Annotated in this window: 12 protein-coding genes and 3 pseudogenes; 11 read left to right on the top strand and 4 right to left on the bottom strand. The window is 44.1% G+C overall.

Features of this window, described 5'->3' with window-relative positions; all coding sequences use genetic code 11:
• The 11 genes and pseudogenes from FM037_RS29090 to FM037_RS28420 all read left to right on the top strand — a co-directional run.
• Nucleotides 1–105: pseudogene (locus tag FM037_RS29090) on the top strand (DUF2787 family protein); the annotation flags it as partial.
• Nucleotides 95–253 (top strand): annotated as a pseudogene (locus FM037_RS29085) (IS110 family transposase); the annotation flags it as partial. The pseudogenes FM037_RS29090 and FM037_RS29085, both read left to right, overlap by 11 nt.
• A 735-nt stretch (nt 254–988) precedes the next feature.
• On the top strand, nt 989–2,035 hold the full coding sequence (locus FM037_RS03445; RefSeq protein WP_144044859.1) for an adenine-specific methyltransferase EcoRI family protein: 1,047 nt from the start codon (nt 989–991) through the stop codon (nt 2,033–2,035).
• Nucleotides 2,036–2,068: 33 nt separating this feature from the next.
• Nucleotides 2,069–3,091 (top strand): DNA adenine methylase, encoded by a 1,023-nt coding sequence (locus FM037_RS03440; protein ID WP_144044858.1) that lies wholly within the window; start codon nt 2,069–2,071, stop codon nt 3,089–3,091.
• The gene (locus tag FM037_RS03435; RefSeq protein WP_144044857.1) at nt 3,088–3,645 is read left to right on the top strand and encodes a hypothetical protein; all 558 of its coding nucleotides are present in this window, start codon (nt 3,088–3,090) and stop codon (nt 3,643–3,645) included. The genes FM037_RS03440 and FM037_RS03435 overlap by 4 nt, the downstream gene beginning before the upstream one ends.
• A gap of 8 nt (nt 3,646–3,653) precedes the next feature.
• Nucleotides 3,654–4,835 carry an AAA family ATPase gene (locus tag FM037_RS03430; protein WP_144044856.1) on the top strand — a complete coding sequence of 394 codons (1,182 nt, stop codon included), beginning with the start codon at nt 3,654–3,656 and terminating at the stop codon, nt 4,833–4,835.
• On the top strand, nt 4,820–6,115 hold the full coding sequence (locus FM037_RS03425; RefSeq protein ID WP_144044855.1) for an McrC family protein: 1,296 nt from the start codon (nt 4,820–4,822) through the stop codon (nt 6,113–6,115). The genes FM037_RS03430 and FM037_RS03425 overlap by 16 nt, the downstream gene beginning before the upstream one ends.
• Before the next feature lie 570 nt (nt 6,116–6,685).
• On the top strand, nt 6,686–7,024 hold the full coding sequence (locus FM037_RS03420) for a WCX domain-containing protein (RefSeq protein WP_229381074.1): 339 nt from the start codon (nt 6,686–6,688) through the stop codon (nt 7,022–7,024).
• 53 nt (nt 7,025–7,077) lie between these two features.
• Nucleotides 7,078–7,941, top strand: a pseudogene (locus FM037_RS03415) (cell division protein FtsZ).
• The gene (locus tag FM037_RS29080) at nt 7,875–8,105 is read left to right on the top strand and encodes a hypothetical protein (protein ID WP_229381073.1); all 231 of its coding nucleotides are present in this window, start codon (nt 7,875–7,877) and stop codon (nt 8,103–8,105) included. The pseudogene FM037_RS03415 and the gene FM037_RS29080 overlap by 67 nt, the downstream one beginning before the upstream one ends.
• A complete protein-coding gene (locus FM037_RS28420) occupies nt 8,042–8,221 on the top strand; it encodes a hypothetical protein (RefSeq protein WP_185977103.1) in 180 nt (59 codons plus the stop codon). Before FM037_RS29080 ends, FM037_RS28420 begins: the two co-directional genes overlap by 64 nt.
• 450 nt (nt 8,222–8,671) lie before the next feature.
• Here the strand turns inward: FM037_RS28420 and FM037_RS03410 are convergent, their stop codons facing one another.
• The 4 genes from FM037_RS03410 to FM037_RS03395 form a co-directional block, all read right to left on the bottom strand.
• Nucleotides 8,672–8,863, bottom strand: a complete 192-nt coding sequence (locus FM037_RS03410; RefSeq protein ID WP_144044854.1) for an AlpA family transcriptional regulator — start codon at nt 8,861–8,863, stop codon at nt 8,672–8,674.
• 352 nt (nt 8,864–9,215) lie between these two features.
• Nucleotides 9,216–9,635, bottom strand: a complete 420-nt coding sequence (locus tag FM037_RS03405; RefSeq protein WP_144044853.1) for a hypothetical protein — start codon at nt 9,633–9,635, stop codon at nt 9,216–9,218.
• Between the two features lie 362 nt (nt 9,636–9,997).
• On the bottom strand, nt 9,998–12,265 hold the full coding sequence (locus FM037_RS03400) for a DUF262 domain-containing protein (protein ID WP_144044852.1): 2,268 nt from the start codon (nt 12,263–12,265) through the stop codon (nt 9,998–10,000).
• A complete protein-coding gene (locus tag FM037_RS03395) occupies nt 12,262–14,244 on the bottom strand; it encodes a DUF262 domain-containing protein (protein ID WP_144044851.1) in 1,983 nt (660 codons plus the stop codon). The genes FM037_RS03400 and FM037_RS03395 overlap by 4 nt, the downstream gene beginning before the upstream one ends.
• Between the last annotated feature and the right edge of the window lie 633 nt (nt 14,245–14,877).

The raw sequence follows: 14,877 nt of genomic DNA, 5'->3' as shown, positions 1-14,877 counted from the left end.
GCCGGTGTTTTTCATCCTGTTGAGGTAAGGCTAGAGAAAGAGGTCAATGCAGATCATTGCGAGCAATGGCGTATCAGCTACATCACCGACTTTAGCTATACAGGGTAACCCCGTGTTTAAAGCCACATATCAGCGACTACTTGGGCAAGGAAAACCCAAGAAAGTGGCTATTATTGCATGCGTCCGAAAGATGGTAGTCATCCTCAACTCAATGTTGAGGGATGGCTCTATGTGGGATGAGAATGCAGGTTAAAATAAGTTACTGACGCCATAGTCGTTTGTTAGCTTTTGTACAGGCCATAAAAACGACTATAGCAACGGATTTTAGGTCAAGTTGGCGAACTTCATCTTTAAGGCTTTCCAAACCCGATTCGATACCTTCAAGCTTTGATTGACCTTTCCAGTGTACTTTAGTTAAAGGCGCATTGATTGAATTAAGGAATACGGTAAGTACCTTACCTTCAACAAAGACTTCTAGTTACAGGCCATTTTGTAAACTTTGAAGTTGTCAGGAAAGGCCTTTTTAAATTGCGTAATGTACGGTCGGCAACTTACGTACCAAGAGGTTTCGGCCCCAATATTGGTTTCGCTGTTGCGATCAACTTAAATCGCTAATCAATATTTTACTTAGTTTTTGAGCTTATTTACCTTACTACTCGTCGACTACAAGCCACAGAGTGGATTAATTAAGCGCCATCTTTTTCAATAACCAAGTTTTGCTTGGTATCGATGCAGAGATTACGTCTACAAGTAATTTGGTCGAAGAGCTCAAGAAAACTCATCATCAAGTTCGTGATGGTAAGGCTAGCATTTGTTCAGAGTGCCCCATATCCACTCCAACATCAGCAGGCTATCGCTCTAGCAAACTTTACTCTTCTAGAAAGCTCTATTAATTCAGTATTTCAGATTATTGGAATTGGACAGATCCAACTGAGCTGTTGACGATTCTTGAATTAGCGCTATCATGTCCCGATCTCAGGAGTTACAGATGACGAAAAACACAGCTATTCCCACCAGAAACAAGGATTTCCAACAAGCTAGGCAAGCGAGGAAGGATGAGTTCTACACCTCCCTCAGTGATATTGAGCTTGAGCTAAGGCATTACACGAGCCACTTCGAGGGTAAAGTTGTCTACTGCAACTGTGACGATCCTCGAGCCAGTAACTTCTTTCGCTACTTTTCTGAGAATTTCGAGAAGCTTGGTTTGAAGAAGTTAATCACCACATGCTATCAAAGTCAGGACGCAGAGCACTTCGGACAGAATGACTCTGACAAGGCTGTCTACTTGGAGTATACAGGTAATAATAACCGCGATAGCATCCCAAGTGATCAAGAGAACGGCATCAAGCAGCTCGTAGAAGACGGAGACTTCCGCAGCGACGAAAGTGTCGCATTGCTCAAGCAGGCCGATATAGTGGTGACCAACCCGCCGTTCTCGCTCTTCAAGGAATACGTAGCTCAGCTCGTCGAGTATGAGAAGAAGTTCATAATCATCGGGAACATGAATGCTGTGACCTATACGAATATTTTTCCGCTCATCAAGAATAGCCAGATATGGTATGGCCCAAGCATACGCAGTGGAGACCGAGAATTTCGAGTGCCAGACGACTATCCGCTAATGGCCGCTGGCTCTAGGGTCGACGAGTACGGCAACAAATACGTCAGGGTAAAGGGTATCCGTTGGTTCACCAACCTCGATTATCCCAGTCGGCACGTGGACCTGAACCTCCAGAAGACTTACTCTCCAGACGCAAACCCGAAGTATGCAAACTTCGACGCGATTGAGGTCAGTAAGACGAAGGACATCCCTTTGGATTATGACGGCCCCATGGGAGTTCCGATCACCTTCCTCGATAAGTTCAACCCAGATCAGTTCGAGATCCTTGGCTCCAGTAAGGCTCTAAGTCGGCCGATGTCTCAGATAGCGGAAAAAGGCACCTTTCAGCAAGGTGGACCACGTTTTTATCTGCCAAACGGCGACGGCACGTACCGCCGGATGTACGAACGCATAATCATTAGGAAGAAGCATTCATGAGCACCAGAATAGTAATGCAGCAGAGAGGTATTTATGTCGTTCCGCTACCTCGGTAACAAAACGCGACTAACCGACTGGATTGTCGGCGAGATTGGACGTGTCCTTCCGTCAGGCTCAACGATCGCTGACCCTATGTGTGGTACAGCCTCAGTCTCATTGGCCTTGGCCCGTGCTGGCTACTCAGTGACTGCAGCCGATGCTCTGACCTTCCCAGTTATTCATGCGCGGGTTCGACTGTTAGCCAAACAGCCGCCAGCTTTCAAGGCACTCGGTGGCTACGACAAAGCTCTGGATTGGATGTGCTCGGCTGCGCCCGTAGATGGATACTTTTTTAAGGAGTTTGGCGAGGGCGGAAGTCCTGCGAACGGGCGTGCGCCACGTCTCTACTTCTCTGCAACCAACGCAGCACACATAGACGGTGTTAGAGACGGCATCCGTGAGTTGGCCTCATCTGGAGACATTAGTGAGATCGAGCATAGCGTGCTACTCCATCATCTGATTCTAGCCACTAATAAGGTAGCGAATATCAGCGGTACCTATGGGTACTTCCTGCGAGAGCTCTCTCGATCGGCACTTCGGCCGATTACATTCGACCCTATTGAGTTCGAGCAAACACAAGGGCACCACACAGTTCTTCATGGGCCGGTTGAAAAACATGCATCGGCTCTCAGCGTCGATGCAGTCTACCTCGATCCACCATATACCAAAAGGCAGTATGCTGGGAACTACCACATCTTGGAAACACTCGCTCGGGAAGACGAGCCATTAGCAGCTGGTGATGGGGGACTCCGTCCGTGGAAAGAACAGGCCTCTGACTTTTGCTACCGACGCAACGCCGGCAAAGCATTTCGCGAAACACTCGAGCAACTTAATGTGCCACATGTGTTTATCTCCTATAGCCAAGACGGCCAAGTTCACGAAGATGAGCTGCTCTCCATTTTGAGCGACTTTGGAAAAGTTACAATACACGAGCAACCCTACACTCGGTTCCGCAGTAACAACCGAACAAAGGAAGGAACAGTGCTAGAGCGCCTTTACCACATAGAGACCTTTTGAATATGACAAATAAACTAAACATCAACCGTATCTGGTGGCGTAATGTTCAGCCGGGCGAGTTCTACAATATTGAGCGATACTATCGAATCCAAGGCGGCGGCGGATCCCTCTACATCGAAATACCAAGTTCGATAGTTCCCGCTACCCTTGACTTCCTCGGCGTGGCCGCGACTGACGTGAACTCGCTCCCCGTCATAACAATCCAAGCTCACGTCATCGGCCAACCCGGCATCTCCGGCCCCATTGAGTTCCAGCGGAAGGCTGGCGGCCGCATGCGCATCGCCCGCCAGAACCGCCAGCAACCCCAATCTCAGCGCCATCCTTCGTGGACCTCAACCAGAGGCTTCCCGACGGCGCCGGACGGCGTATGCAGCACGGAAGACGCACGCCCGTATTTTCCCGAAGGCGGATTACGCATCTATATCGCCAAGACCATCGAAGGTGATTACTACGCCGGTTTCACGAAGGGGCCGCGTCCTACCTGCATGGTTGAAACCGACCCGATGTGGGACCTTTTCGGCAATGATGTAGGCGGTGTGATTCATGCAAACTGAGGTGAGACATGGCTGATAAACTCAACGACATTATGGCCTCATGGAGTGCCAGCCGGAACGTTCTGCTCTACGGCCCCCCTGCGACTGGCAAGACGAGGTTAATCAGTGAGCTATTCCAGGCACTAGACACACCGCCGGAAAGCCAACGCGGCATTCTCCTCGACCCTAACGACGCGGCGAGCCCGCTTAGTCGGCCGAATCAGGAGATCACTATCCCCCAGCCCGTTAAGGTAGTATGGACAACGTTCCATCAGTCCTACGGATACGAGGACTTTGTGCTAGGCTTGAGGCCCGATATTACCACCGAAGGAACGCGTCTCCAACCATGGGCTGGTGTCTTTCTCGACGCCGCACTTGAACTGGATGATCCCTCGTCGGAATACAAGTCGGTAGTGATTTTTATTGACGAGATAAACCGTGGTAACGCGGCTCGCATTTTTGGTGAGTTTATGACTTTCCTAGACTTCGACTACCGCGATGATGGTCGTATACCTCTCCCCTTACCCCTCCGACAGCTGACCTACAAAGACGGTCGGAGCGAGAAGATCTTCCGGCCCGGCGGCAAGAAATCTGATATCCCCGAGAATTTCAGATTTCCGAGAAATATCTACATAGTATCAACGATGAACAGCGTCGATCGAGCAGCTGTACCGATTGACAGCGCCCTTGCACGCCGATTCGATCGGATAGAAATGCGTCCCAACCTCGATGTCCTAGCCCAGAATTGGGGCCTGGACAAGACAACCATTCCTAAACCAAGTGAAGACAATTGGGAAACCCTCAGTCCGTTGGTGACCGGTTATCTACTGCTCGACAGACTAAACATTGCCATCGCCTCCGACTTTGGTCCCGAATTTGAGCTTGGTCACGGCCTTCTAACATCCGTGGTAAGTAATCGAACTGTCGAAGGACAGGCCACACCGACCGTTGAAGAAAATGATACTTGGCGCAGCCTTGCTGCGATCTGGGATAACGTCCTATTCCCTCAGTTGGAGGATAGGTACTCCGGCCGCCCAGAGCAATTGATCGACCTATTGCGCGTCGACACAGCCCCATCACTCGGCGATTACGCTTGGAAGCTGCGAACCTCAATGAGCAGCACTGTCACGACTAGGGTTCTGTCCCCCGTCCGTCTTAGTGAGCTTAACATTGACGTAATTCAGAGGTCCCTTAGGTGGCTTACACGCTAACAGCCCCGGTTCGCATCAAACTCCAAGAATATGGTGAACCGATTGTTCACCAAGCTAAAGATATTGATCTCCGTACACTAGCAGAGACGAACAAGCGCTGGCGCAAGACTCTAGGTCTTTCACGCGATCCTATCCGGGTGGAGGATATCGGCAACGGGCTCTTGAAGTTGAGGGCAGAGGCCGTTACAGGTGTCGTTCGCATTGGCAATACGGACATAGAGATCTCGCCGAAATTTCTAAGCGCTACAGTTGGCAGTTGGCAGACGGTTTTATGGCGAATTCTAACGGTTGTTGAGGGCAGTCATTTGGACGAAAACCTAACTGCAGCGCATCAATTGGAATCACTGTCCATACCCGACCTGCTCGCCGAGATGTTCCTCTCATCCTACGGCAAAGGGGCTGCACGTGGCCTGCCGCGCGGCTATGTAGCCGAGCAAAGAGCTGGCTACACTCTCCGAGGAAGACTAGATACTTCACGTTTGGGGGAGTGGGTCGCACGCCCTTGGGTACTTCCGTATGTAACAGATCTCCTAACTGATGACACTGCATTGGCCCGACTACTACGCTGGTCCGCAGAATGTCTTGCGGCAACCGTAAAAGCACCCAGCCGAGCACGAGCTTTGCGCGAAGTTGTGGCAGGCCTAGCTCACGTTGGTAGAAGGCCTCCTCAACTGCTCGAAGCACAGCGGATTTCCCTTGGTCCACAACATCAAGGGCTTGAGGCTGCTCGTGTGGTAGGATTGTTGCTATTGGAAGGATCTGGTGTTCATCACACCAGCGGCGAACATGCACTGTCAGGTTTTTTGTGGAACTCTGATACTATCTACGAAAACTATGTTTACTGGTTGTGTCATCGGGCTGCTAGTCAGCGTGGCATACGAGTTAACAAAGATGGGATAAAATTTGGCCAGTTAATTAAAGGGGATGGGAGCAAGCTGGAGACGACACCCGATGTAGTTTTTCATGACACCGACGGTTTTCGGGTCGCTATCACTGACGCTAAGTACAAACGTCTAGGCTCACGACCAAAGGCATCGGATACTTATCAGGTGCTAACCGCTGGTCATGTTCTCGGCTGCCAGAGGGTCTCGCTGACATACCCCGTCGCCATGAATCGCAAGCCCACAGTTTGGCGGGTTTCGTCGGCTTTGGGTGGCAATGACATCGAGTTAACAGCACTCCCAATTAACCTCATGAGGTTGACACTGTCCGGAGGGCATGAAGCTTTGATCGACATAATCGGGGACTGGCTAGACGGCGAACTGTTTGCCACAAAGTAGTTGACTACTTTTATCTTGAAGTTTTGGATTATTAGCTATTTCCAAGCTCTAAAATCAGTGAGGATATTTGACCACGTAATGTTTAACATTGAGCTGTAGATTATCCTCTGATTTTACTTTCTCTAATACTGGATGGTATCCGAGTGCTTAGTATTTATTAACGCAAAGACTAAATATCATCCCTCCCACTAATCACCATTTCTTTCAATTATCTGCTCCAGTACTTCACTTCCTACCCAACCGCCTAATGATAATGCTTTCATTTATAGTTGAACAAACTAAGCCAGTGCAATCGATAACGTCTTTTAAATCTGATTAGCTTCCTGGTAAGCCAGCTTATTACCTCTGATTTCAATAGCATCGACATAAGACACTTTATTATGACAAGCCTCAATGCATTGAATCAATATCAGATTATTAGACAAAAAAACTCCTTGTGCGTCAGATCTTGTCGCTGGTTAGTATTATGCTAGTGGCATACAGATATCAGATGGTGTCGCGCTCCTAACATTTACCATTGGCAAATTTGATTCAAAACTTTATGCCAAGTCCATAGATTTATTACGTAACGTGCGTTTACTAGATACCCCATCAATCACTCGAAGTGATTTAGATATTGCTCGAAGTCAAAATAAAAGCGCATCGGAGTTAATTGACATTGAGTTACTGTTTTCTCCATCAGCAAACTTTATCATGCGAAATGCCAAGCTGAGTGAAAGTCAAAGCGTCCAGCAATTGGAAGATGGGCGTTATCGCGTCAATGCCAAAGTTAAAGCCACCTCAGGGTTAAGAGCATTTTTGTGGAATATGGCAGACAATGTAGAAGTCGTGGTACCAATCAAATTAAGAACCCATTTCACACGGTTGCTCAACAAAGTAAATGCTCGGTATCAAAATGATGCGACTTAGGTTGTCGCAACCATAGGTTACGCTTTGGAGTATAACTTCTAGGAGATGAACCTATGTTTGACCTACTCACACAAAACAACCAATCACCTCGCATTGCCGTTTTCGGAGTGGGGGGCTGTGGATGCAATACCATCAATCAGCTCAGTCAGTCCCCTTTAAGTGACAACGTACAACTGATTGCCGTCAATACTGATGCTCAATCATTGGCAGCCTCAAAATGTACTACTCGTTTGCAGATCGGCTTAGAAGCGACTAAAGGTTTAGGAGCAGGTGCTAACCCTAAAAAAGGTCATGAAGCTGCACAATAATCTGAAGTACAGCTCAAAGAGCTAATAGACTTAGCCGACATCATATTTATCACTGGTGGTATGGGTGGTGGTACAGGCACTGGAGCCATTCCCTTTATAGCCTCTGTAGCTGCAGAATTGAATAAACCTTTAGTCGCAGTCGTCACCACCCCTTTCTGCTTTGAAGGGCATCAAAGAAATCAGCTGGCAAACACTGGCGTTGAACAATTAATGCAGCATGCCAATGCCGTAATAGTACTGCCAAACGACAAGTTAGCTGAAACATTAGACAAGAAAATAACCCTCGTTAACGCCTTCTTTGAAAGTAACCGTATTCTGCAAGATGTATTGCTCGGGCTGACAACGACCATCAGTCAATCAGGGATAATTAATATAGACTTGAATGACTTCATTGCTGTTGTAAGTCATCAAGGCCGTGCGGCTATGGGAGTTGCAAAGCAAGTAAAGGGAGAGGATTTACAACTTACCATCAACAATGCGCTGAAAAATCCTTTGCTAGAAGAGGTTGACCTGAGTCATGCAAAGGGGCGATTGTCAGTGTTATGGCGACTGAAGATATTGAACTCAGCCAATATAATAGTATTGGTGCAACCTTGCATCAGCAGTTAGATCCAAACGCATTGGTGATTATAGGATTAACTATCGTTCCTGAGCTTGATTGCGATCTTGAGTTGATGATAATTGCAACGGGCATTCAAGCACCTGTAGCTTGTTCAGCAGTGCAGGTGGACGCTGCCACATTACCGCCCCCAAAGACCGATTCGCCTCATTAGACTTGTTGAATATACATGACTTATTAAATGAGAAGTCTGGTGACAGTCGTAATGATCTCCACTATCAATCCGAACTCGATATTCCCACTTATACTCGTCAAAAACAGCTTAACTAAAGGATGTTTTAGAAACCATCACAACTATCGTTTCATTTACAACATGAGTTGAGCGTGTAGAAATTTATGGCTGTCATCACCAATACAAATACGGTCCCAACTAATTTCACATATATATCATCACTATGCTGTAACCAATTAACAGCACAGTAAAGCAGCTGGTGGCCGTAATCGCCACCAGCTGCTTTTTACTTCTACTGATTCATTAAGGAGGCATTATGCCTATAGCGTTTATAGCTGGCTTCGCTGTTGGAGTTGGCATCTATCACGCATTGAAGGAGGCTAACTATGTTTAGCTTTATTATGCATCGCCCTATCGCAGAGCTATTTTTATTAGGTATTGTTGCTGGGTACCAATGGGCAGCAGAGACTGACTGTTAGCCTGCACTTGTACGTGTTCATGGATGGCTTGTCGGTCCTCCATTTATGCCACAACACATTACGAGCTAATTATGAATTCCTAAGGTCTCGCTCTTCAGTTTTCGATAAAACCCACTCCTGAACTTTACTTTCTACCCAGGCCACGGCTCTAGCTCCCAAGGAAACTGACTTAGGGAAGCTTCCCTCTTCAATAAGTTTATATACTGTTGAACGTGCTAGGCCTGTACAGTCCATTACATCTTTAAGTCTTAAAAATTTCATGTTGTATTCCTGGTAATTAATCTCATTTAATTAACCAAGTCAGTATTTTTTTACCGTATCTCTTAAAGCAGATCGCTCAGCTATATAGCAAGGCGTACTAGCACTAGTAATACTCATCCACCTTTACGTACTAGGCTATTAGTTTGGGAGGAATGAGTACACAGTAAGGCACACCAACAGAGAACAAACGAGAGTAAAACTATAAGGGAGGTATATAGTTCGCTGATTGAGGCATTATTTGTGTGAATAACACACATAACGGCTCACCGAAGCGCGATTCGAGATATTCTTCTCTACTATTCGATTTAAATACTATTACAGCTTGTGAAGGTCAATTTTCGGTCCCGGACCTCTAATTGATAAATGTGGGCAGCGGTATAGGCTTGGACTGCAGTTCATCATAGAGCGCTTGTCCATGCGACTTGGATAAGACCGTCTCACCTCGATGAGAAAAATAGAAGTGATAACTACTGGTGTCTTTCTTGTATTCACCGTATAGCAAATGGTCAATGTAGCTATAGTCACCGGTATTGACTAGCACCAAGTAGTCGCCTTGTTCCAGATATACTTTTAACTGCAGCTCCCCTGCTAAGATGAGCCTGCTATCATTAAACAGAGTTAGCTGTTCACTCTCTGTTGGAATGCTCATTCTGCTCTGACTTACTACACAGATGCTAGTGCCATCTCTTCTGTTGAATTCATAGTCGATGTAGCTATTGTCTGGCTTCCTCCTGAGTGATGAGATTATTTTCTTAAACCACTGTTTCAACATCTTTTATGTACCTCTATGTATGCGCTCTAGATAGTAGCCAAATTTAGTGTGCCACTACAATTTTTCTAAAAAACTAGAGGCGAACCAGGCCGATAACCTAGGATTTATATCAAATAACCAATAGCAATTGAATAGCTAAGTTTAACCAGTTCCTCAATACCAAGGCACCAACACCATGATAATTACTGTTACCGTCAAGCTGGAATATCAACTCCCTCTTATTAATCAATCTTTAAACTGAGATATACCCTGAATTACTGTAAAATCACAATGAGTAATCGCTTGTGTAAAGCAGTTCCCCAAAAACCTCAGGGGCACGGCTAATTAGGTGGTGAAATTAACAGTACCACTACACTTATAATCTAGTCTTCAGTTGCTTCCATTGCCCTTATTTTAGAAATCAATAGTTTAAGAGCATCAATCTGCTTACATTCCTTAATTTGCAATTCTTGCTCTTTATTATCAAGATCGTATAAGGACAATAAGAAATCTTCCTCGATGTAATCAACCTGTAGAACTCCTCCTTGCCAAGGGGTAAACAAAACCCCAGGAACTTCACCTTCTCCACTTACTTCATAATACGACTGCATGATTTCTTTCAGCGCTACAATGTCAGAACAGTCAGAACCTTTAACTTCCTGATAGAGTACAAATGTTCTTAAACCCTTATGCCTACCCGACATTCTGAGACCATTCAAAAGGTATATTTCATCATGCTCATCATTATCAAATCTTATTTGTCGCTGCTTACAATATGAAATAGCCTGTGGAAACTGAATAAATAATTGACGCCAGTCAGGGCAACTCGCATTAGCAATAACTAACTCTAGGCCTTCCTTTTCTTTCCCCTCTTCTAAGTACCCTAAAAGCTGAAATAATACCGTTCTACGCTCTTTATCGTTAAATACACGACGCCAATTTTCATACCTATAGCGAGCGCTAACCTTAGTGTTTTTGCAAAAGCTAAAATTACTTCCCGAAGGAATAAGGTAGTCTCCAATGGATAATAAAGCTCTTTGCAATAAAAAATCCTCAGTTTCTATCAAAGAATTAGAAAACAGTACAGATGCTTTATTTGCCAGACTCACAAATTTACTTTGGCAGTAATTATCTGAATCAGTGCTACGAGAGCCTTCTAATAAAAAACCAATCTGCCCATAAAAATACTCATGACTTTCATAGCTTCTAAGTAACGACCGCCAACTTGGGTCACCGACGACCAACCTAGCCTTTAGGATCTCTTCATCACGCTGCGTCTCATTAAAATAGCGAATATCTTTGGCTTCTATCTCAGCCAAGTTATTCATCACGACACCACCTATCAAATCCATCATACCGACCAGGGCATGAACAGCTCGAACATAATTGACCGATATATCAAAAGCAGTGTTATTGATCATTCTTAATGCAACACCCAACCAATCGGCCAGTTCCAGCAATTCATCTTCATTCCATGGACCGGTCTTTTTAATACCTGACACATAAACAAAAAGGGCACAAAAACGAGCCTGTTCTAAGTAACCCTTATCTCTCAGAACACCTTCAAAAACACCTTTGCATTGCCCCCATAACTCTGCACCGATAGTGCCAGTCACTGACGCTTGTAACTGATGGAGCAAACTTAGTAATACAGAGAGAGCGTTAAGGGTACCCTCAATAAAGCACTTATTGTCATTGTAAACCTGAGTCGGTACGTAGGTATTATCACGAAATGCAGCGACTAACTGGTCATCCTTCAAGTCCAGTTGTTTCGAAGATGTATTTAAAGTTTTTGCAACGTTTATCAGCGCTATACTTTTAAAGCAACGTAGAAATAAATCATCAACTTCATACTCGCCCTTATCGCGAAGCCGCCAAAATACATCTGTCCACTCTTTATCCATTGAGGACCAAAATGAATCTGAAATTTTAATATCATCAGATTTATCAACATAACTTTGCAACCATGCTTTGAAGTTCTCAAACTCTGTCAGTGGGCGCCCTCTAGCATTCATTTTGATGTAGAGCTCATCAGTCAAGGAAAATTCCTGCATATTTAAGAAATGGAAAGTTACAGGTGGTCTATCGTTACACACCAACTTTTCCCATAATCCTCGACCTTCAAGCAGATTACACCTGAATACACGGTGAATCTCATCCAGCATAGTTAACATTGACTGCACTGTAGGATCATTGCGCCACACAGAAAAGAACCAGTGTGCATCTATGATCTTTTTCGAAAGGTCTTCATCAGTGCCAGCCACAACCAGACCTTCACTAAAGTCTAGTAATGACTCGACGAATTCCCTTGAACTAACTCGGGTTTCATAGCGAAACTTCATTAATTTATTTCTGGCTTCACTCATAGCCCCTGTACCTGCAGCGACATACCAATGGAGCAAAAACAAGGTTGTCAAACGCTGCTGACCATCCAATAGGACAAGTGTATCGTTCTTCACTGAGCCATAAATAAAATCCAAATCTTGACTAAGGCCACTATTACTGACCATTGCATGCAAATTTTGCACAAAATCTATTCTAATTTGTGTGACTTTGGCATCAGTTCGGCCTTGGGCGTAATCCCGTTGAATTATTGGAATCTCAATATTGTAATTATCCAAAAGCTGCCAGAGCGTCTGCTTTACACTCATACCAAAACTCCTTTACCAAGGAAATACTCAAAGCTAGTAATAAGTGCTTCACGGTATGAACTCCTGTCATCAGCCGACCACTTGTGCATTTGTGACACACTGGTGCAATAAAATTTTGAAAACACATTTTTTGTGGCTATCGGGATAAATTGGTTACCTTTTTCGTAGTTAATAATCAACTGGCGTTTCATTGAAAAGATTTCATTGCCAATTCCCCTGTTTACTGTGGCTGATAACAAACAGAGGTTGTCTAATCCATGGGCTTCCTCGTCTGAGATCTCCCCAACCACATCAAGCAATGCGTTGAGGTAAGCATTTCTCAACTCTTTACAATTGGGCTCACTACTGGCATTAGAGCTATGCCAAGCGTGTAATTTCTCTTCAAGTTTCGCTTTAATGGTAGAGGGAATATGATCAGATTCAAGTATCTTAATCTGATCTTCAAACCAAGATTCGGCCTGAGCTTGGTCATTCAACTCTTGTGATTGCTGAGCATGAATATGCTCAATATCCCAGGAAGTGTCGCGATATGTTTTAAAGGATAAACGAGTTCTGTTAGTACGATGTACTCCAATATTAAATAGAATCAATATTGAGATTATCTTTGAGCGGCTCTTGGCATCATATTGAACCTGAGTGAAAAGAAAATCGGTCCCACTTTCACTCTTGAAGTATTTTCTTAGCTCTTGAGCTATCAACTCTTTTAAAGAGTAAGCAAAATCCGATTTGCTTTTCTGATCAGCTAGTTTCCATAACTTTTGTATGTTGGATATGTTTCTGCTTATTAAAAAACCTACTAGATGATATAGCTCATCATCATTATACCATTCCAATAATCGATAATATCCCTGCTTCACCTCATGCCATAGTTTCAGCACTCTTACATGCGTGCTGTCACAACTTTTTAACTGCCGATTGTAATAGTTGAAGGCAAAGTACTTATCCTGCTCCTCCGAGTTCGGGCGCTTTGCAGCCTCTGGTTTGCCACTAATCAAGTCAAAAAGCAGCTCTATACGTGTAGCGCTGTTAGCTAGACAGTCAGACGGATTCAAAAAAGCCCAGAATTCCGCCCCTTGCAATCCATGCTCGACCATATCCCATTGCTGGGCCATTTCCGACTGCTGTAACAACGCCAACTCACGATTACCAGTATTAACCACACAATTTAAATACAGTGCCTTTATCAATTCAGCATTAGTCAACGGAATCTTGCCACTGTTGATACGCATAAAAATATCGATGGATTGCAGCTTATCAATCGCTGTATTATCTTCTCTAGCTGCGTACCAGATGACTTTAGTGTACTGTAATAGTTTGTTTAGCCAATATTTTTTACTTGTATCATCAGCAAATCGACTTTCATCAGAAAACCAACAGTCAATAGTTTTATAAGCTCTGTAAAAGTGATAATTATCAACATTATCTAGCTCAGTCTCTCTCGCATCCTCCAGATTTTGCCTATCAAGAAAATCATCCCAGTTTTCAGATTCAAGCGTCAAAGGTAAGTAGTTGCGTAAAAAGAGACTGCTACTAGCACGAGTTTGGTAATCAATCGAAAAGCTATCATGTTGTAAATAAGCCAAGATCATAAACACTGTGGTCATACGCTGCTGACCATCAATAAGCTCCCATCGACCTTTTAGCCCAGTCGTTTCCGTACAATGATGTTTGACTACAACAGGCTGTAAACAATAAAAACTATCATCTCCAGGCTCAAACTCGTGGATATCATTAAGTAACTCTTCAACTTGTTGTTTTAGCCATTTATAACCTCGTTGATAGTCATCAACAAAAAAGCGTAAAGGCAATAGCTCAGCGACAGTCTTTAGAATCAGAGTATTATTACTGGCCACGATGTTCTGAAGTTGGCTCAAAAATACCTGCATCTCCGCCGAGTCAACCTGATTAAATTCCGGCTGATATTCCTCAATGAGGTTTTCAATACTTATCATTGAATGACTAATAGCTCTCCCAGTCATTTTTCTTCCCTTTTATCTCTAGTTTATGCCATTCATCAGTTCGATTTTATAACACATAATGAATATCGAGGAACTAGATCTCCCTTCCCCGATATCAGGATTGTTATCACCCCATAAAATCATCCATTAATTCAAGATAGCTGGCTGATTGTTGTAACATTCTTTGCCAACTACGTAACTATTGACAGATTAGTTTTCGGATAACTTCTGGTATGAAAAAAACAGGCGATCAGACTGTATTTGAGCTTTAGAACTAACACATAACATGGCATAAATGAGTTACATTCAATACCATGATAATTGTCGTTATCATAAAGTTGACTCTTCAAATAAAGCCTAGGACATCAATCATTTTAGCTGAGTATGCTCCAGAAACTGGAACATATCTCTTTCCAGTAGAGTTGGGCTACTGCTCTCTACACTCTCTGGTCCCCCTAGAAAACGTAAGACGACCTCTAATCAAGTTAGCTAATTAACTATTCTGCGATATTCTTCAGACTAATGTAGAGCCTGTTTATCCGAAGGATAACTCTAGACCAAATTCATATAAAATTTGAAATATAGATGATTTTTATCAATTATTTACCTGAACTACATAGATTTAAGTCTTAGTTAAAAATATGATACAGCACA

The sequence above is a fragment of the Shewanella psychropiezotolerans genome (assembly GCF_007197555.1).
In the GTDB taxonomy this organism is placed as follows: domain Bacteria; phylum Pseudomonadota; class Gammaproteobacteria; order Enterobacterales; family Shewanellaceae; genus Shewanella; species Shewanella psychropiezotolerans.
This window is presented reverse-complemented; position numbering and strand designations above follow the sequence as displayed.

What these genes read in the sequence shown, in the direction of transcription:
- FM037_RS03445 (WP_144044859.1), top strand. Translation starts at nt 989, where the DNA reads ATGACGAAAAACACAGCTATTCCCACCAGAAACAAGGATTTCCAACAA.
- FM037_RS03440 (WP_144044858.1), top strand. Translation starts at nt 2,069, where the DNA reads ATGTCGTTCCGCTACCTCGGTAACAAAACGCGACTAACCGACTGGATT.
- FM037_RS03430 (WP_144044856.1), top strand. Translation starts at nt 3,654, where the DNA reads ATGGCTGATAAACTCAACGACATTATGGCCTCATGGAGTGCCAGCCGG.
- FM037_RS29080 (WP_229381073.1), top strand. Translation starts at nt 7,875, where the DNA reads ATGGCGACTGAAGATATTGAACTCAGCCAATATAATAGTATTGGTGCA.
- FM037_RS03410 (WP_144044854.1), bottom strand. Translation starts at nt 8,863, where the DNA reads ATGAAATTTTTAAGACTTAAAGATGTAATGGACTGTACAGGCCTAGCA.
- FM037_RS03405 (WP_144044853.1), bottom strand. Translation starts at nt 9,635, where the DNA reads ATGTTGAAACAGTGGTTTAAGAAAATAATCTCATCACTCAGGAGGAAG.
- FM037_RS03400 (WP_144044852.1), bottom strand. Translation starts at nt 12,265, where the DNA reads ATGAGTGTAAAGCAGACGCTCTGGCAGCTTTTGGATAATTACAATATT.
- FM037_RS03395 (WP_144044851.1), bottom strand. Translation starts at nt 14,244, where the DNA reads ATGACTGGGAGAGCTATTAGTCATTCAATGATAAGTATTGAAAACCTC.